Here is an 18,029-nt window from a genome sequence, read left to right on the forward strand (position 1 = left end):
AGCCCGCCGCAGGAGACAACATGCACAGCACTCACTCTCGCCGCCAGTTCCTCGCGCAGGCCGCCGCCGGCGGAGCCGCACTCACGCTGGGCCCCGCCGTCTTCGCGCAATCGGACTGGCCGAAGCAGCCGATCAAGCTGATCGTGCCCTACGCGGCCGGCGGCGCGAACGACGTCACGCTGCGCCTCGTGAGCAAGCACGTTTCCGAAAAGCTCGGCCAGCCCATCGTCATCGACAACCGCCCTGGCGCGGGTGGCGTGGTCGGCACCAGCGTCATCGCGAAAGCGGCGCCCGACGGCTACACCATCGGTGTGGGCGCCACGTCGACGCTCATCGCCACGCCGCTGACGAACCCGCAGTCCACCGTGGACGTGACCAAGGACCTCGTCTTCGTGTCGCTGCTCGCGGCGGCCCCGATGGTGCTGGCCGTGAACACGTCCGTGCCGGTGAACAGCGCGAAGGACCTGCCGAAGTACCTGCGCGACAACAAGGGCAAGCTCAATTACGGCTCGATGGCCGTGGGCCACTTCGGCCACGTCGTCATCAAGGAGCTGAGCGACCTCTATGGCGCCGCGATGGTGCACTCGCCGTACAAGGGCGAGGCGCCGCTGGTGCAGGACCTGGTGGGCGGCCAGATCCAGATGGCGATGGTCACGCCCCCGGGCATCCGCGGAATGGCCGAAGCCGGGCGCGTGAAGCTGCTGGCGGCGACGGGCACCAAGCGCATCAAGGTGTTCCCCAACGTGCCGACTTTTGCGGAGCAGGGTTTCGACGACCCGGTGCTCAAGATGTATGCCGGCTGGATCGGCATCATCGCGCCGGCGGGCACACCCGCTGCCGCCGTGAAGCGCCTCGAGGCCGAGTACGCGGCGGCGATCCACGACCCCGAGGTGAACCAGAAGCTCGGCGAGATCGGCATGGAGCCGATCGGCGCCAATGCCGAGACGTTCGCGGCGACCTACGCGCGCGAGCGCCCGGTGTGGCGCGACCTGCTCGTGAAGGCCGGCGTGGAAGTCAGGAGCTGACCAGCAGTTGCTGCTGGAGCTTCGCGCGGCGCTCGGGTGAGAGCGCCGCTGCTTTTTGCAGGTAGGAATCCGTGCCGCCGAATTCGGTGTCGATGGTGTGGAAGGCCGCTTCGAGGAATTCGGGTCGGACGGTGCCGAGGACTTCCATCACCTCGCGCGGATAGCGGTCGCTCTCCTTCACCTTCATGCGCTGGTTGGTGAGCAGGTAGTCGTCGATGATGGCTTCGCGTGGCACGTCCAGGGCCGACAGCAGCATCGCGACCATGAAACCGGTGCGGTCCTTGCCGGCCGTGCAGTGCACGAGCAGCGGACGTCCTTCGCGGGCCAGTGCGTGCTCGAACAGGGCGGCGAGATAGCCGAGCGAATTGCGCGCGAAATTGCGGTAGGCCTCGGCCATGAGTTGCGCGGTGATCGGGGCCAGGCGTGTTTCGCCGTTGGCGATGAGTCCGTCGAGTTTCTGCGCGACGGAGGGTTCGATCGGCAGCGAGTGCACGGTGGCCCTCGGCCATGCGCAGACGCGCTTGGCGCGCTCGGTGGTACCGCGCAGGTCGATCACGCAGACGTCGGTGCCGAGCCATCGTTCGAGGGCTGCGATGTCTTCTTCGTGCAGCTCGGCCAGATGGCCGGAGCGCAGGATGCGGCCACGCGCGATGACCCGGCCGTCACTCGTGCGCAGGCCGCCGACGTCGCGGAAGTTGGGTGCACCGAGCAACCTCATCGCGTGCGATTCACCAGCCACTTCGGGTTGTTGATTCGCAGCGCGTCCTCGATCGAGGTGCGCAGATGCGCAAGAAGCGTCGGGTTGTCAACCGCGATGTCGCCCGCGCGAATCGCCTTGGCCAACGCGGTGTTCAGCTCGTCGAAGGAGCCTTCGCGGCGCAGCAGCGCCTTCAGGCGTTCGGTCTCGGCCGAGTTCAGCTGAGGCGCCAGCTCCATCTCCCGCTTCACCGTCGAAAGCACGCGCGCGACGATCTTCAGCTGGAACTGGTGCACCGGCGAAACCTGCGGCGAGATCTCGTTCTCCAGGTACTCCTGCACGATGGCGAGCAGGTCGGTCGCGAGGGGTCGGCTGTTGGGCATGTCGTCAATCCTTCCACTGGTACAGCGCGGGCTGCTTCTCCACGAACCGGCGCGCGGCCTCCTTGTGGAACTCGCTCTGCGCGCACAGCGCCTGCGCCAGCGCCTCCTGCGCGTACACCTCGCGGCGTTCGCTCTCGAACGCATGGTTCATCACGGTCTTCGCAATGCCGATGGCAGCCGTCGGCGCATCGCGATAGCGGTCCGCATGCTCCACCGCGGCCTGCAGCACGTCACCTTCGCAGATGCGCTGCACGAGGCCGATGGAGAGCGCCTCCTGCGCCTCGACCACACGTGCGCTGAACACCATGTCCTTGGCGCGCGGCAGGCCGATAGCGCGCGGCAGCAGGTACATGCCGCCGGCATCGGGCACGAAGCCCAGCCGTGCGAACACGCAGCAGAAGCGCGCACGCGGCGTGGCGAAGATGAAGTCGGCCGCAAGTGCCAGAGACAGGCCGGCGCCGAACACGGAGCCGTCGACGGCCGCGATCACGGGCTTCTCCAGGTCCACGAGCTCGTCGAACCAGCGGTCGAGGTTGAGCAGGCGCTCGCGCGTGCCGAACACCTTGTCCTGCGCGGGGCTGGACGGCTTCATCGCCTTGACGTCGCCGCCCGCGCAGAAGTGGCCGCCCGCGCCGGTGATGACGATGGCCTTCACTTCCGGGTCCTCACGCAGCTGCGGGATCGCGGCGGCAAAGGCCTCGCGCAGCGTCGGGTCGAGCGCGTTGCGGGCCTCGGGCCGGTTGAGGGTGAGCACGGCCGTGGTGCCGCGGCGTTCGATGAGCAGGACGTCCATGGTTGCCGAGTCTGGCGCGGCGCGACCGCTTGCGCGTCGTCGCAACCGACGATGCCGGTTCACGGGCAGGCCCCTAGAGTGGCCGCATGATCCCCCAGACCGTCGAAGTCCCACCCCAGAACCGGCTGGACGAAGCCGCGCTCGACGCTTTCCTGGCCGAGCACCTGCCCGAATACGCCGGCGGGCTGCGCGTGGCCCAGTTCCCCAACGGCTACTCGAACCCGACCTACGCGCTCGACGCTATCGACAAGGACGGCCGCACGCGCCAGTACGTGCTGCGCAAGCGGCCCGCTTCCGCCACCCTGCCCTCGGCGCATCGCGTGGACCGCGAGTTCCGCGTGCTGTCCGCGCTGCAGGCAACCGACGTCCCCGTGCCACGCGCCCGCGCCTTCTGCGACGACCCACAGGTGCTCGGCTCCATGTTCTTCGTGATGGACCGTGTGCAGGGCCGCCTGTTCTCCGACCCCACGTTGCCGGGCTGCACGCCCGAGCAGCGCAAGGCGATCTACGCGAGCATGGTCGACGTGCTCGCGCGCCTGCACGCTGTCGACTACAAGGACATCGGCCTGGCCGACTACGGCAAGCCCGGCGACTACCTCCAGCGGCAGGTGGAGCTGTGGACTCGGCAGTTCCAGGCCGCGCAGACGGAGGACCTGCGCCCGATGCAGCAGCTGGGTGACTGGCTCGCCGCCAACGTGCCCGCCGAGGGCCGCACGAGCATCGTGCACGGCGACTACCGCCCCAACAACCTGCTCGTCCACCCCACCGAGCCGCACGTGCTGGCCGTGCTGGACTGGGAACTGAGCACGCTGGGTGACCCGCTCTGCGACCTGGCCTACACCTGCTTTTGCTACTACATCCACGAGAAGCCCGTGGGCTTCGGCGGGGCGGACCCGGTGGCGCTGGGCATCCCGGCCGAAGACGAGTACATCCGGCTCTATTGCGAGCGCACGGGCACTTCGGTGCGCGACTGGACCTTCTACCTCGCGCTGCAGCTTTACAAGAGCTCGTCGATCCTGCAAGGCGTGGTCAAGCGCGCGCTGCAGGGCGCGGGGCCGGCGGCGTGGCTGGAGAAGCGGCCCGTGGTGGCGCAGCGGGCGGAGCTCGCGCTGGCCTTGATCGAGAAGTCGAAGCAGTAGGCTGCGGCGCCGCGGCCCGGTACGATCCGGGGCGAGAGCCATGCCCTACCGAATCGCCGTCCTCGACGACTGGCAGCGCAACGCGCTGCTACTAGCCGACTGGTCCGCCGTGCAGGCGCGCGCGGACGTGGTTGTTTTCCACGATCACATGCAAGACGACGAAGCCGCGCAGCGGTTGCGCGACTTCGATGCCTTGTGCCTGATGCGCGAGCGCATGGCGATGCCGCGCGCGCTGATCGAAGCGCTGCCGCGGCTGAAGCTGCTGTGCACGACGGGGCCGCGCCATCGCACGCTCGACTACGACGCCGCGGCCGAACGCGGCATTCCGGTCCTGGCCGCAGCCGGCACGGAAGACGGCAACTCCTCCACCATCGAGCTGGCGTGGGGGCTGATCCTCTCGCTCGCGCGACGCCTGCCCGACGAAGTGCAAACCATGCGCAGCGGCGGCTGGCAGACGCGCCCCGGCCGCGTGCTGCGCGGCAAGACGATCGGGCTCGTTGGGCTCGGGCGGCAAGGCAAGCAGATGGTGCCGGTCGCGCAGGCCTTCGGCATGAAGGTGCTGGCGTGGAGCACCAACCTCACGCCGGAGGATGCGGCCGCTGCCGGGGCCGAGTACGCGACGAAGGAGGAGCTGTTCTCGCGCAGCGATGTGGTGAGCCTGCATCTCGTCCTGAGCCAGCGCTCGCGCGGCATCATCGGCCGCGACGACCTGCAGCGCATGAAGCCGGACGCAGTCCTCGTGAACACCGCTCGGGCCGCGCTCGTAGATGGCGACGCGCTCTACGAGCATCTCTCGCAGTCGCGCATCGCCGGCGTGGCCATCGACGTGTTCGAGCAGGAGCCGCTGGCCGCCGATCACCGCTTGCGCGCGCTGCCCAACGTGATCCTCACGCCGCACCTGGGCTATGCGACCCAGGAGCAGCTGGCCGGCTTCTACCGCGGCACCGTCGCGAACCTGCTCGCGCACCTGCCCTGAGTCACCACCCGATCGCGGCGCCGTCGCTGCGCGGGTCCGAGCCGCCGCTGAGGGCGCCCGTCCGCGGGTCGATCGTGATGCCGTGTGCATGGCCCGCCAGCTCGTTCCAGTCGCCCCAGCGGTCGAGCAGGTGGCCTCGCGCCTCGAGCTCGCGCAGCGTGTCGGCTGGGAATCGTGCCTCGATATGCAAGGTATCGCGCTCTTCGCCGAGCGCGAAGCGGCCGGAGAGAAAGCGCGGCATCTCGATGGCTTCCTGGATGTCCAGCCCGAAATCCACCAGCGCGGAATACAGCTGCAACTGGATCTGCGGCTGCCCGTCGGCGCCCATGCAACCGAGCACGGCCCACAGCTTGCCGTCTCGCTTGGCCATGGAGGCGATGAGCGTGTGCAGCGGGATCTTGCCGGGCTCCAGCCGATTGGGGTGCGCCGGGTCGAGCGAGAAATACGAACCGCGGTTCTGCAACACCACGCCCGTGCTGCCTGCCACGCGGCACGAGCCGAAGATGCCGTAGAGGCTCTGGATCAGCGACACCGCATTGCCATCGCGGTCCACCACCGCCATGTAGACCGTGTCGCCCGCGAGACTGCCCCACGACGGCAGCTCGTCCCAGCGCAGGGCGCGGCGCATGTCGATGAGGCGGCCGCGCTCGCGAGCGTGCTCTTTGGAGATCAACCGCTCGATCGGCACGTCGGCGAATGCGGGATCGGCCAGCACGCGGTCGCGGTCGTGATACGCCACCTGCTTGGCCTGCACGAGCAAGTGAACGTGGTCGGCGCCGAGGTGCTGCATGCGGTGCGGCTCGTGCGGCTCGATCAGGTTCAGCATCTCGACGACGGTGAAGCCCTGCGTCGGCGGCGGCGTGTTGTAGATCGTGACGTCGCGATAGTGGCCTTCGAGCGGCGCGCCCCACGCCGCGCGCTGCTTCGCGAAGTCTTCGCGGCGGAAGAAGCCGCCTGATTCCCGCGCATAGCGCTCCATCTCGGTTGCGACGGCGCCTTCGTAATAACCGGACCAGCCATCGCGCGCGATGGACTCGAGCGTGGCGGCGAGTCCCGGATTGCGCAGCGTCGCGCCGGCGCGCAGTGGCGTGCCGCCCGGCAGGAAGAGCGCCGCGGCTTCGGGTTGCTGCGCGAGCTCGTCGCGCATCACCTCGATGAAGCCAGCGAGGCGCCGCCCGATGGGGAAGCCGTCGCGTGCATAGCCGACGGCGCTTGCGAGCACGCGCGCAAGAGGCAAGCGCCCATGTGCTTCGTGCGCCGAGATCCAGCTCGCGACCGCGCCCGGCACCGTCAACGTCGCCGGCAGTTCGCCGATGAGGGGAATCTCCGGCAAACCCCGTTGCGCAAAGGCTTCGAGCGTCGAGCCCGCCGCAGCCTTGCCGCCGCCATTGAGGTACTTCACCGCGCCGCTCGCACCGTCGTGCACCAGCCAGAAGGCGTCCCCGCCCAAGCCCGTCATGTGCGGGTAGACGACGGCGAGCACGGCGCTGGTCGCAATCGCCGCATCGACTGCGCTACCGCCCGCGCGCAGCACGTCGACACCCGCCGCTGTTGCGAGCGAATGCGGCGAGGTGACCATGCCATTGGAGGCCAGCGTGGCCGGCCGGCCCGTTCGGATCTGGTGGTACTTCGTTCGATCCATGTCCTTTTTTCCTTCTCCTAAGCCTGTGCGGCGCGCACGCGCCCCGCGACCACGCGCACGCTGCCGGGCGCAGCACGCCAGATGGCGAATGCCGACACCACGCAGCACCCGATGGCGACCCAGAACGCCGGCGCGTAGCTGCCGGTGCGGTCGTACACGAAACCCATGAACCACGGGCCCGCGGCACCGCCGGCGAGTGCACTGAGCATCAGCGTGCCGAAGATCGGCCCGTAGTGCTTGCTCTCGAAGATCTCCGCCGGGATCGCACCCACAACCGACGTGAGGCCGTAGCCGAGCGCGCCTTGCGCAATGACCATCGCGTAAAGCAGCGGCAGGCCCGGGTACGAGGGCAAGGCGAGCAGCGCAACGTACGTGAGCAGGAAGCCGAGGCTGCCGATCGCCCACACGGGCTCGCGCCCGATGCGGTCCGAGAGCCACCCCAGCGCGATCTGCCCCGGCACGCCCGCCAGGCTCACCGCGCCGAGCGCCCAGGCGGCCTGCTGCGCGTCGAAGCCCGTCTCGATGAGGTACTTGGTCTGGTGCACCTGCACCGCGTACCAGGCGAAGAGCGCCGCGAAGTACGCCACGGCGACCCACCAGAAGCGGGCGGTGCGCATCGCGCGTACGAGTGTCCAGTCGATGGCGGCCCAGGCGGGGTCCACCACATTGACGCGGCGCGCTTGCGCGGCAGCCGGCGTGTCGGCATCGCCGTCCGGCGCGAGGCCGATGTCCTCCGGCCGCCTGCGCAGCAGCAGGTTGAGCGGCACGAGCACCACGAGCGCGACCACGCCCAGCAGCGTGCACCCCGCACGCCAGCCGCTGCGCTCCACGAAGGTCTGCAACGCGGGCAGCATCACGATCGAGCCGAAGCCCACGCCGGCGAACGCGATGCTCATCGCGAGCGCCCGGCGCCGCACGAACCAGTTCGGCAGGAACAGCGCCTGGCCCGTGTAGCCGGTGAACGTGGTACCTGCGCCGACCAGCATGCCGAGCGTGAGGTAGATGTGCCACGGCTGCCCCGCAAAGGTGGCGAGCAGCAGACCCGCGGCGGTGGTGACGACCCCGACCTCCATTACGAACCGCGGCCCGCGGCGGTCCATCACGCGCCCCAGCAGGGGGCTGAGCACCGCGGACACGACGAAGCCGAACGAGAACGCGCCCGCCGTCACGCCCCGCTCCCAGCCGAATTCGCCCAGGATCGGCGGGAACAGCAGCGAGAAGGCCGTGCGGGCGTTGACGCAGATGGCCATCGTCACGAAGACGACGCCGACGACGAGCCAGCCGTAGAAGAACGGCAGGCGGCGTGCGAGTTTCTCGACCAAGCGGTACTTCCTTCCTGGGCGGGCTGACGGGGTGTGATCGTATACCGGCCGAGCCGCACTGCTATGCTGGGCCGATGTTCCTCGGGCACTTCGCAGTTGCGTACGCCGCCAAGCCGCTCGCGGCGCGTATCTCGCTGGGCACCGCCTTCCTCTGCGCCCAGTTCCTCGACCTGCTCTGGCCGACACTGCTGCTGGCAGGTGTCGAGACCGTTCGCATCGCGCCGGCCGGTTCAACGGTGCCGCTGGTCTTCGAAAGCTATCCGTACTCCCACAGCCTGGTCGCCGCGCTCTTCTGGGCGGCACTCGTGGCCCTGGTGCACTTCGCGTTCAGGCGCAGCAAGGTCGGCGCGCTGGTCGTCGGTGCACTCGTCGTGAGCCATTGGCTGCTTGACCTGGTCGTCCATGTGCCCGACCTTCCGCTGGTGCCGGGTGGCGACGTGAAGTGGGGGTTCGGGCTCTGGCAGTGGAAGGGCGCGGCACTCGCCGTGGAACTCGCGCTCTTCGGATGCGGGGTGTACCTCTATACCCGCGCCACGCGGCCGCTGGACGGCACCGGCCGCTGGGCGCACGTCGCGCTCGTCGCCTTCCTGGCCGTCATCCAGTTCGCCAACGTGTTCGGCCCGCCCCCACCCGGCGTGTCGCCCATCGCGTGGGTCGGCCAGGCGCAGTGGCTGCTCGTGGCGTGGGCGTATTGGGTGGACTCGAGGCGCAGGCCGGTTGCCGCCGCGCCGGCCTGCCCAGGCGCGCCGACCCTCACTCCTGCTGGATACCCGCCTCCTGCACCGCATGCCCCCACGCCGAGTCCTCGGCGAGCGCCCTGAGCAGCAGCTGCGATCTTTCTCGCAGGCAATGGACACGCAATTGCCTCAGCGGGCCCGGCTCCTCGTCGAGGGCGCGCTCGGTCTGCGCCCAGAGCGCGCGGATCTGGTCCCAGTCGGCGCAAAGGCGCGCCGCATCGTCGTGGTGTTCCATGTCCCGGCTTCCTCGCGTTGCGTCAAGCAGCGCGAATGGTGGGCGAGGCGCACCGCCCGCTTATGAAGCCCGTGTAAACCGCCGGCGAGGCGAGCGGGTGCGTGATTTATTACGCCACGCCGCCAGCGCTTGTATGCGGCTGCGCGCACAGCACTGAACTTCCTTTCACGTTGACAACCACGCGCGCGTGTCCTTAAAACAGCCGTCATCGAGGAAAGGAGGCTGAGCATGGAACGACGTGCCATCCTGGCCGGCGCCGCCGCGCTGGCATGGGCGCCCGGCGTCCTGGCGCGGACGCCGGTGCTCGGCATCATCTTCACGCGCCCCCGGTCTTCGCCGGACATGATCGCGTTCCTTCGCGAGCTGCAACGCCTGGGCTATGAAGAAGGCCGCACCATCCACATCGAATACCTCGAAGGCGAGCCGGCGCGCGTGGCGGAGATGGCGCACGAGATGGTTGCGCGCAAACCCGACATCCTGTTCGCGGGCAACACGGCGTCCGCTGTCGCGCTGAGGAAGGAAACCAGCACGCTGCCCATCGTGTTCGGCAGCGCCCACGACCCGGTCGAAGCGGGTCTCGTCGACTCGCTGCCCAAGCCCGGCGGAAACGTCACCGGCGTCACGGTGTTCGCGTCCGAGCTCCCCGGCAAGCGCCTGCAGCTGTTCCGCGACCTCGTGCCGCAGCTTGCGCGCGCCGCTGTGCTGCGCAGCCCGTTGAACCGGCAGACACAACCCGCGTGGGACGCGCTGGTAGCGGGCGCGCGCAGCGTCGGCGTGGCGCTGCAGCCCTTCGACGTGCCCTCCCGCGCGGACCTCCCCGCCGCCTTCCAGGCGATGCGCTCCGCCGGCTTGCACAACATGCTGGTCCACGACGACGCGTTCACCGGCTCGCTGTGGCGCGCCATCGCGCCGCTGGCGATCGAGCACGGCATCGCTTCGAACACCACGTGGGACGAAGCGGTGCGCATCGGCCTGCTGTTCTCGTACGGGCCGAGCCTTGTCGGCAACTACACCCGCGCGGCGCAGTACGTGGACAAGATTCTGAAGGGCGCGAAACCGGCCGCGATACCGGTGGAACAGCCTTCGAAGTTCCGGCTGGTCCTCAACCGCAAGACCGCCCAGGCGCTGCGGCTGACGCCGCCGGACTCGTTCCTCGCCTTCGTCGACGAAGTGATCGAGGCCTGACCTCGCCGGCTAACCGGCCTGCAGCACCCGGATCAACGCATCGATCACGTCGTCGCCGTCGGGCGACTTCAACCGGTGTTGCTTGAGCGACCGCGACAGTTCCCCCTGGCCCAGCACGCGGTGGTCGGCGCGGATCAACAGCGCGGCGATCGCGCGCTGCACCTGCAGCGACTTCGCCTGCGGGAACAGGCGCGCGATCTCGCGCAGGCTCTCGGGGTCGGACACGCGCTGCTGCGCGAGCGTCTCGATCGCGCGGACCTGCGCGCCGCTCGCGGGCATGCGGCCGATGGCGGTGGCGACAGCGCGCACTTCGGACGCATCGGCCAGCGGGCGCTGGCGCAGGTAGGCGCGTGCGATGGTGATCTCGTCGGTGTCGTCGCTCGTGACGGCTTTCACCACGCGAGCACGCGCCTGCGCGCTGCCCAGGCAGGCGAGCGCCGCAGCGGGGCCGACCTTCGCGTAGCGCAGCGCGCCACCCACGAGCGGTTGCACCGTCGGGTCGCGCTCGCCGTCGCCGCCGCGCGCGCAGGCGAGGTTGACTTCCTCCATGCCGACGGAGTCGCGCGCCATGCGCTCGGCGATCATGCGCACGAACTCGGCCTGCTCCTGCGCGGGGGTGAGCCAACCGAGTTTCGTGGCCAGCGCCATCATGCGCGTGCGGATCGCCGGTTCGTCGGCATCGCGTGCGAAGGTGAGGTAGCGCTCGCGCGTCGCCTGGTCGCCGGCGATGGCGTTGAATCCGGAGGCAATCTCGGGTTGCAGCCGCTGCGCCAGCGGGAACGACGACGTGAAGCGCTCCAGGTCGCCGATGAACATCCGCACCTCGGACATGTCGCGCTTGAGCATCTGGTGAACGAAGTCCACCTTCTGCGTCGGCGACACGCGGTCATCGACGAAGCGGCACGCATCGACGCGCGCACTCGCCTGCATCTCGGAGTCGCGCAGGCCCGTGGTCACCGTCATGGAGCTCGGGCCGAACAGTTGCAGCAGCTTCTGGCTCACCTGCCCGCTGCCCACCTCACCCGCCGGCGCGGTCTGGAAATACTTCTCCAGCAGCGGCCCGGCGTACTTGCCCAGCGGCGCCTTCGACGAGAAGCCGTAGATCACCGGCACGTCCTTGAAGATGTGCCGCATGCGGTCCCTGTTGCTGCGCGCGTGCTTCTCGCCGAGCAGCGCGGACAGCTTCGCCGCCTCCGCCGGCGACTGGCCGGCGCGCAGCAGTGCGCGCGTGATCTCGCCGCCGGCCACCTGCCGCGGCTCCGTCTTGAGCGTGTTGCAGCCGAAGAGGTAGACCTCCTTCAGCTGCGAGAACACGCCGGGGCACGAGTCGCTGCACGACGCGCGTTCCATCTCCAGCACGGTGAGGTACTCGCTGACGTCGAAGCGGTCGGTGTAGAACTCGTCGCCGTCGTCGAAGTGGCCGGAGATGATGAGCGAGTCGCACTGCACCTTCTGCTCGCACGCGGAGCGCAGCCAGTCCTTGCGGCCGCGCTCGACGAGTTCGACGAAGCGGTAGTCGCCGGGCGGCAGGTTGCGGCGAAAGACCGCCTGCTCGTCCGGCGAGTTGACCGTGATGGTGCAGATGGTCTTGGGCGCGGCGGTTGCCGCGAAGGGCAAGGCACCGAAGCACGCGCCCAGGAGGGCGAGGCGGAGAAACGACTTCGTGATGGACATGGACTGCTATGTGCAACAACTGCTGCGCTGGAGCGCGCGGGCAGTATTGCACGGCTGCAGCCCGTGGCCCAGCTGTTACACGGATGTGCCGGTAAACGGCTGAGCCTGCGGAGAATTCCTCAGGAAGATTCCTGCAGGCGCGAGATCAGCGCGTCGACCATGTTGTCGCCAGGCGACGCGCGCAGGCGATTTTCACGCAGCGTGCGCAGCAGGTCCGGCGAGCGCACGGAGCGGTCGGCGCGGATCAGCACGCCGGCGATCGCGTTCTGCACGGCCATGGACCGCGTACGCGCGAAGAGCTGCTTGAGCGTGTCGACGCTCTCGCGGTCGGAGACGTAGTGGCGCGCGAGCACGTCGAGCGCGCGGGTCTGCGCCTCGGGCGCGCTCATCTTTGCGATCGCACGCGTCACCACCCGCAGTTCGTTGGGGTCGGTGATCGGGCGCTGGCGCAGGTACGCCTGCGCGATGCGCACTTCGGCGTCCGAAGCGCTGACGAGCCCCTCCAGCACGCGCTCGCGCGCTTCGGTGTGGCCAAGGCACGCCAGCACCGCGGCCCGGCCGACGTCCTGCGTCACGTCGCCGCGCACCGCCAGCTTGGCGGCAGCGCCGTGCAGCTCGCCGTTCTTGTTCAAGGTGCAGGCCAGGTCCACGTCCGGCGCGCCGATGTCCTTGCGCGCGATCATGTCGGCGAGCATGCGCGTGTTCTCCTCCCGGCGCTGCTCGGGCGTCAGCCACGTCAGGTCCTGCGCCACTTCCGTCATGCGCGCGCGGGTGATGAACTGGTCCGCGTCGCGCGCGTAGGAGAGGTAGCGTTCACGCGTGCCGTTGTCGGCGGCGATGCGCTCCAGCGCCTGCGCCACTTCGGGCTGCTTGCGCGTGTCGGCGGTGAGTGTGTCCGTGAAGCGCTCCATGCGATCGAGCAGCAGGCGCGACTCGGCCACCGGGCGCTGCAGCAGCTTGTGCACGGAGTCGAGCCGCTTCGCCGTCGTCATGCGGTCGTCCGCGAACATGCAGATGTCCTGCCGCAGCGGCATGAGCGCGTCGTTCGCACCGATGCCGGACACGGCCACGAGGCCGTGCTGCGAGAACTGGCGCAGCAGGCTGCCGTTGACGCCGCCCGTGCCCACGTGGCCCGCACCCGAGCTGCGGAAGTGGCGGTCGAGCACCGAGCCCGCAACCGGGCCGAGCGGTGCGACACCCGAGAAACCGTAGATCGCCGGCACGTCCTTGAACAGCAGGCGCATGCGGTCGCGGCTGCTTTCGCCGCGTGCCTGCCCGAGCAGGCGGGCGAGCCTTGCGGCTTCATCGGGCGACTTGCCGTCGCGCACGAGGCTGCGCACCGCCTCGCCGGAGACCGAATGGAACGGCTGCGCATTGAGCGTGTTGCAACCGAAGAGGTAGACCTCTTTCAGGTTCGCGAACAGGCTGTCGCAGGAGCCCGAGCACGACGCGCGCTCCAGCTCCTTGATGTCCAGGTGCTCGCCGCGGTCCAGCGCGTCGGAGAAGAAGACGTTGCCCTCGCCGTGGTGGCCCGAGACGATGAGCACGTCGCAAGAGACCTTGGCCTGGCACGCGGACTCGAGCCAGTCGGAGCGCTTGCGGTCCACCAGCTCGACGAAGCGGTACTTGTCTTGCGGCAGGAAGCGCCGGAAGCTCTGCTTTTCGTCGGCGGAGTTGACGGTGACGGTGCACACCGTCTGCTGCTGCTGCGCCGCGAACAGCGGTGCAACGGCGCAAACGGCCAACAGGCCGGCGAACCGGCGGATACGCCTGGCAATGCGCATGGCGCGGACCTCCCTACTTCGAAGGCCCAACTGTGCGACGCGGCAATGGTTCAGGTGTGTAGGAACGCGCGCGATGGCGCGTGTCGGCATGGATGCCGATGCGTGGAAGGCGGATCACGACGTGCCTTGCCCGTCCGCGCGAGCCCGGCTCGGCTGTACGCAGGGGCGTCGTGCTACGCCGCGAGCAGGGAGTCGAGGAGCTCGTCCTTCTCCTGCCAAAGCTGCGCCAGCCACTGCTGGAAGCGCGCGCGATAGGCGGCGTCGCTCGACCAGTCGCCCGTGCACAGCGCCTCGGGGACCGGCAGCTCGCGGATGTTCACGCCGATGCGCTCGACGCGGCCGCAAAGGAAGTCCCAGAAGCCGGGCACGCCCGGCGAGTAGGCGATGGTCACGTCGATCATCGAATCGAACTTGCTGCCCATCGATTGCAGCGTCAGCGCCAGCGCGCCCGCCTTCGGCTTGAGGAGGTGCCGGTACGGCGAGTGCTGCTTGCGCTGCTTGTCCCGCGTGAAGCGCGTGCCCTCCGCGAAATTCATCACGCTGGTGGGCACCAGCTCGAACTTGCGGCAGGCGCGCCGGGTGGCCAGTGCATCATCGGCGCGCCGCTCGGGGTTGCGGCGAAGCGTCGCCTTGCCGTGGCGCTTCATGAAAGGGAAGTCGAGCGACCACCAGGCGAGGCCGATCACCGGCACGTAGATCAGCTCCTGCTTCAGGAAGAATTTCAGCATCGGCACGCGCCGGTTCAGCAGGTGCTGCAGCACGAAGATGTCGGCCCACGACTGGTGGTTGCAATTCACGAGGAACCACCCGTTGCGGCGCTTGCCTGCCGGCAGGCCGTGGACGTGCCACACGCTCGACTGGGTCAGGCGCATCCAGCCGCTGTTGCAGGCGATCCAGCAGCTGGCGATCGAGTTGAGCAGCGGGTCGATGCGCTTGCGCACCGGCGCGAGCGGCAATGCCAGCTTCACGAGTGCGAGCGCGACCAGCGGGATCGTCCAGAAGAGCGTGTTGGTGCAAAGCAGCGCGAGCGCGATGGCGCCGCGGATGGGAGCGGGAAGGAAGGAGAGAGGGGCGCGTGGGTTCACCACGCGGATGGTAGGTTTGGGAATGCGAGACGACTTTGGTCGAGATCAAGGCTTGAACGGATCGACGATCCGCAGGCGCTTTTCCAGCAGCAGCCCGTGCTGCATATCCTCCGAATAGAGCACGTTGCATCCGGCCAGCAGCGCCGAGGCGGCGATCATCGCGTCATAGACGTTCAACGAGTAGCGCTGAGCGAGCCTGCAACCCGTCTCATGCGTTTCCTCCGTGAGCGATTCCATCGCGCAGCTCGCCTTGATGGCTGCGAGCGACTCGTCGACCTCGTCCCAACCCATCGAAAGCTTTCGCAGCGCGACGCTCGTGAACTCGTTGAGAACCTGCACGCTGATAGTGGGCCGCTCCAGCAGCAGTGCCTCCGCGCGGTCCGCCTTGCCGGTTTCGCCGGAGAACAAGTAGAGCAGGACGTTCGTATCGAGGAAGAACCTAGCGGCGGGCGTTGGCTTCGTCACGGTCGAACTTGAAATCGGCTGGAAGCCGCCCACGGAAGCGCCGCACGCGCGCGAGGAGCGCAGCCGCGCCGGGCTTCTTCTTCAACTCGAAAGCACGTTCACCTGCCACGATGACCTCCACGTCATCCCCCTCCTGGAGCTGTAGAACCTCCACGACTGCCGCGGGAAGCCTGATGGCCAGGCTGTTGCCCCATTTGGAGACCTGCATCGAAACCGCCGATGGATATACAACGCTTGCAATGTATATCCGAGAGGCAGCGCTGTCAAGCAGGCCGGGTCACGCGTGTTCGGCGTCCCAGACCCCGTCCACATTGCGCGGCAAGTCCTTTTTCCGGATCCGCTGCGTCGGCGTCTTCGGGAACTCGTCGATGAACGCCACATACCGCGGCACCTGGAAGTGCGGCAGCCGCGGCTTGCACCATTCGACGAGCGCGGCGGGATCGAGGCTCACGCCGTCGGCGACGCGCACGAAGAGCTTCAGCTCCTCGTCGCCCAACTCGCTGGGAACACCCACCAGCGCGCATTCGGCGATGGCTTCGTGTTCGCCGACCACGCGCTCCACTTCCCACGCCGAGATGTTGATGCCGCGGCGGCGCACGACGTCCTTCGCGCGGCCCGCGAAGTAGTAGAAGCCCTGCTCGTCACGCCGCGCGAGGTCTCCGGTGCAGTACCAGTCGCCCTTCATCGCGCCGCGCGTTGCTTCCTCGTTGCGGAAATAGCCGAGGAAGTGCAGTCCCGGCACGCGCGAGCGGAACTGCATCTCGCCCGATTGCCCCACGGGGACGTCGTTGCCCTCCTCATCGACCAAGCGCATGTCGTACCAGGACAGCGGCTTGCCGATGGAGAACTTCGGCCCTTCAGGGTTGATCGTGGTGAACGTGAGCAGCTCGGACATGCCATAGCCCTCGCGGATCTCCACGCCGAAGCGTTTCGCGAACACTTCCCAGATCTCCGGCGGGCAGCCGCCGCCCCACGCGATGCGCACCTTGTGGTCTCGGTCGTCGGGTTTGGGAGGTTGCCTGAGCAGCATCGCGAGCACACCACCGAGATAGTGGATGTGCGTGACGCCGAAGCGGCGGCACTGGTCCCAGAACTGCGAGGCGCTGAACTTCTCGACCATCGCAAGCGTGAGCTTCTGCAGGATGGCGGCCGTCACGACGCCGACGCCGGCGCTGTGATGCAACGACTCCCACAGCAGGAACACGTCGCCCGGTTGCGCGCCCGTGAGGCGCAGCGTGGCCATCGGGCCCGCACGCTGGTTGCGGTCCGACTTCTTCACGCCCTTGGACGGGCCGGTCGTGCCGGAGCTCGGGGTGAGAGCGGTGATGTCGTCGGCCTTCGGCCTGGCCTTCGGTGGCGACGCATCGGCGAATTCGAGCAGCGCTTCGAAGGCATGGTCGCCGCCGCTGCGCCAGAGCACCTGCTCCACGCCCGACTTCGGCAGCACTTCTTCCAGCACCTCGCGGTACTCCGCATCCGCGATGAGCGCACGCGGCGAGAACGCCTCGAACGGGTACGCCAGCGACGCACCCTTGAACGCCGTGTTGATCGGCACGCGCACCATGCCCACCTTCGCCAGCGCGAGGATCGCGATGATGTGGTCCGGATGGCTGGGCAGCATCAGCGCCACGCGGTCACCTGGCTGCAGCCCGCGCGCGAGCAGGCCATTGGCGACGCGGTTGATCAGCACGTCGATGTCGCCGAACGTGAAGTCGCGGCCCTGGAATTTCAGGAAGACGTGCTGCGCGTCTTCGACCGCGCGGCGGTCGAGGATGTCGCGCAGCGTCTCGTCGCCCACCACCGGCATGTCGATCACGTCGCTCACCATAGCCATTGCCCCATGTCCTCGACTTCCCAGATTTCCTGCTCCACAGGGCCCAGCGCCGGCATCACCGACCGCGAGATCTTCAGGCGGCCGTTCAGGATGCGGCCACCCATGCGATGGAATTCGAAGTACGCATCGCGCACGCGCTCCGGCACTTCCCAGTCGAACGGCTTGTAGCTGTGCAGCACGATGCGCGCGCGTGTCGGCGACACCTTCTCCAGCTCGAAGTCCTGCCGGCAGGCGGTGAGGATGCGGGCATACAGGGCAGCAACCGAATGGACGTCGTTGCCTTCGATGCCCGCGTCGGCCTTGAGCTCGTGGATGTACTGGATGGCGATGCCGCGCATCGTGTGGCCCACGAGATACGCCGCGACGTCGACGCCGAAGCGGTCGACCAGCACGCGGATCGAGCGGCTCACATAGCCCGCGGAGTAATTCGCGCGCGCCTTGAGCAGCCGCTCCTCGGGCCAGAGCTCCGGGTCGAGCTTCGGCGCTTTCGCGGGGTCGAATTCCGGCGACCGGTTCACGGCCTTGTCGATGAAGGCCTCGTCCGGCGGCACGGGCTTGTCGTGCTCGATGAAGTAGCCCTCGTCGTACGGCTCGCCCTCGGTGATCGTCTTGGTCTTGACGTACTGCAGCCGGTCGTTGCCCAGCAGCAGCCCGTTGCGCGCATGCCAGGAGCGGCCGTTGTACCGGCGCACGTGGCTGGGCACGGCCAGCATCGCGATGCCGGGGTAAGTCCACATCGGCGCGAGGTAGCGCACCCAGCACTTCTTCGGCGACTCCTCGATGTACTCCATCTTCAGCCCGCCGATCATGTTGGTGAAGTAGTGGTACTTGCACGCCTTCACCGCGGCCGGCTCGTCGTCGCGGATGCCCAGCTTGCGCAGGCCCTCTAGAAAGTTCGCGTCCTGGTGCGTGCGCAGCGTGTCCGCCCAGAGCTCGGCCAGCGCGCGTTCGCCGCGCTCGCGGTTCGTGACGGCGGCAAGCCCGCCGAAGGTGCGGCCCCAGTACTTGCCGGCCAGCGCCGTGTCGGCGCGCAGTTTCTCGAGGGGGGTCATG

Annotated in this window: 18 protein-coding genes; 5 read left to right on the top strand and 13 right to left on the bottom strand. The window is 68.5% G+C overall.

Features of this window, described 5'->3' with window-relative positions; genetic code table 11:
- The first annotated feature begins 20 nt into the window (after nt 1-20).
- On the top strand, nt 21-1,025 hold the full coding sequence (locus H8R02_RS21660; protein WP_187083581.1) for a Bug family tripartite tricarboxylate transporter substrate binding protein: 1,005 nt from the start codon (nt 21-23) through the stop codon (nt 1,023-1,025).
- On the opposite strand, the gene H8R02_RS21665 is transcribed toward H8R02_RS21660, so the two are convergent.
- The 3 genes from H8R02_RS21665 to H8R02_RS21675 are packed head-to-tail and all read right to left on the bottom strand — an operon-like array spanning nt 1,015 to nt 2,898.
- Nucleotides 1,015-1,743, bottom strand: coding sequence for a tyrosine-protein phosphatase (locus H8R02_RS21665; protein WP_187083582.1), 729 nt, complete (start codon nt 1,741-1,743; stop codon nt 1,015-1,017). The genes H8R02_RS21660 and H8R02_RS21665 overlap by 11 nt on opposite strands.
- Nucleotides 1,740-2,105 carry a DUF6285 domain-containing protein gene (locus tag H8R02_RS21670; protein WP_187083583.1) on the bottom strand — a complete coding sequence of 122 codons (366 nt, stop codon included), beginning with the start codon at nt 2,103-2,105 and terminating at the stop codon, nt 1,740-1,742. Before H8R02_RS21670 ends, H8R02_RS21665 begins: the two co-directional genes overlap by 4 nt.
- Nucleotides 2,106-2,109: 4 nt before the next feature.
- Nucleotides 2,110-2,898 (bottom strand): enoyl-CoA hydratase/isomerase family protein, encoded by a 789-nt coding sequence (locus tag H8R02_RS21675; protein WP_187083584.1) that lies wholly within the window; start codon nt 2,896-2,898, stop codon nt 2,110-2,112.
- An 86-nt stretch (nt 2,899-2,984) separates the two neighbouring features.
- On the opposite strand from H8R02_RS21675, the gene H8R02_RS21680 reads away from it, so the two are divergent.
- Nucleotides 2,985-4,037 (top strand): phosphotransferase family protein, encoded by a 1,053-nt coding sequence (locus H8R02_RS21680; RefSeq protein ID WP_187083585.1) that lies wholly within the window; start codon nt 2,985-2,987, stop codon nt 4,035-4,037.
- A 40-nt stretch (nt 4,038-4,077) separates the two neighbouring features.
- Nucleotides 4,078-5,013 (top strand): D-2-hydroxyacid dehydrogenase family protein, encoded by a 936-nt coding sequence (locus H8R02_RS21685; protein ID WP_187083586.1) that lies wholly within the window; start codon nt 4,078-4,080, stop codon nt 5,011-5,013.
- Between the two features lies 1 nt (nt 5,014).
- Here H8R02_RS21685 and ggt read toward each other — a convergent pair whose 3' ends face one another.
- On the bottom strand, nt 5,015-6,655 hold the full coding sequence (gene ggt / locus H8R02_RS21690; protein WP_187083587.1) for a gamma-glutamyltransferase: 1,641 nt from the start codon (nt 6,653-6,655) through the stop codon (nt 5,015-5,017).
- Between the two features lie 17 nt (nt 6,656-6,672).
- Nucleotides 6,673-7,977, bottom strand: a complete 1,305-nt coding sequence (locus H8R02_RS21695; RefSeq protein ID WP_222622595.1) for an MFS transporter — start codon at nt 7,975-7,977, stop codon at nt 6,673-6,675.
- 74 nt (nt 7,978-8,051) lie between these two features.
- On the opposite strand from H8R02_RS21695, the gene H8R02_RS21700 reads away from it, so the two are divergent.
- Nucleotides 8,052-8,798, top strand: coding sequence for a hypothetical protein (locus tag H8R02_RS21700; RefSeq protein ID WP_187083588.1), 747 nt, complete (start codon nt 8,052-8,054; stop codon nt 8,796-8,798).
- Here the strand turns inward: H8R02_RS21700 and H8R02_RS21705 are convergent.
- A complete protein-coding gene (locus H8R02_RS21705; protein ID WP_187083589.1) occupies nt 8,731-8,949 on the bottom strand; it encodes a hypothetical protein in 219 nt (72 codons plus the stop codon). The genes H8R02_RS21700 and H8R02_RS21705 overlap by 68 nt on opposite strands.
- Before the next feature lie 228 nt (nt 8,950-9,177).
- Between H8R02_RS21705 and H8R02_RS21710 the strand changes: the two genes are divergently transcribed.
- The gene (locus H8R02_RS21710; protein WP_187083590.1) at nt 9,178-10,134 is read left to right on the top strand and encodes an ABC transporter substrate-binding protein; all 957 of its coding nucleotides are present in this window, start codon (nt 9,178-9,180) and stop codon (nt 10,132-10,134) included.
- A 9-nt stretch (nt 10,135-10,143) separates the two neighbouring features.
- On the opposite strand, the gene H8R02_RS21715 is transcribed toward H8R02_RS21710, so the two are convergent.
- The 7 genes from H8R02_RS21715 to H8R02_RS21745 all read right to left on the bottom strand — a co-directional run bounded on the left by H8R02_RS21715 (nt 10,144) and on the right by H8R02_RS21745 (nt 18,028).
- Nucleotides 10,144-11,808, bottom strand: coding sequence for a hypothetical protein (locus H8R02_RS21715; RefSeq protein WP_187083591.1), 1,665 nt, complete (start codon nt 11,806-11,808; stop codon nt 10,144-10,146).
- 119 nt (nt 11,809-11,927) lie between these two features.
- Complete coding sequence (locus H8R02_RS21720) at nt 11,928-13,592, bottom strand: hypothetical protein (protein WP_187083592.1); 1,665 nt, start codon at nt 13,590-13,592, stop codon at nt 11,928-11,930.
- A 173-nt stretch (nt 13,593-13,765) separates the two neighbouring features.
- Nucleotides 13,766-14,677 (bottom strand): 1-acylglycerol-3-phosphate O-acyltransferase, YihG family, encoded by a 912-nt coding sequence (gene yihG, locus H8R02_RS21725; protein WP_187083593.1) that lies wholly within the window; start codon nt 14,675-14,677, stop codon nt 13,766-13,768.
- A 45-nt stretch (nt 14,678-14,722) separates the two neighbouring features.
- A complete protein-coding gene (locus tag H8R02_RS21730; protein WP_435531295.1) occupies nt 14,723-15,175 on the bottom strand; it encodes a PIN domain-containing protein in 453 nt (150 codons plus the stop codon).
- Complete coding sequence (locus H8R02_RS21735) at nt 15,117-15,350, bottom strand: AbrB/MazE/SpoVT family DNA-binding domain-containing protein (RefSeq protein ID WP_187083594.1); 234 nt, start codon at nt 15,348-15,350, stop codon at nt 15,117-15,119. The genes H8R02_RS21730 and H8R02_RS21735 overlap by 59 nt, the downstream gene beginning before the upstream one ends.
- 69 nt (nt 15,351-15,419) lie before the next feature.
- On the bottom strand, nt 15,420-16,976 hold the full coding sequence (locus H8R02_RS21740; protein ID WP_255429486.1) for an AMP-binding protein: 1,557 nt from the start codon (nt 16,974-16,976) through the stop codon (nt 15,420-15,422).
- On the bottom strand, nt 16,964-18,028 hold the full coding sequence (locus H8R02_RS21745; RefSeq protein ID WP_187083595.1) for a hypothetical protein: 1,065 nt from the start codon (nt 18,026-18,028) through the stop codon (nt 16,964-16,966). Before H8R02_RS21745 ends, H8R02_RS21740 begins: the two co-directional genes overlap by 13 nt.
- Nucleotide 18,029: the final 1 nt, after the last annotated feature.

The sequence above is a fragment of the Ramlibacter albus genome, from assembly GCF_014297445.1.
GTDB lineage: Bacteria > Pseudomonadota > Gammaproteobacteria > Burkholderiales > Burkholderiaceae_C > Ramlibacter > Ramlibacter albus.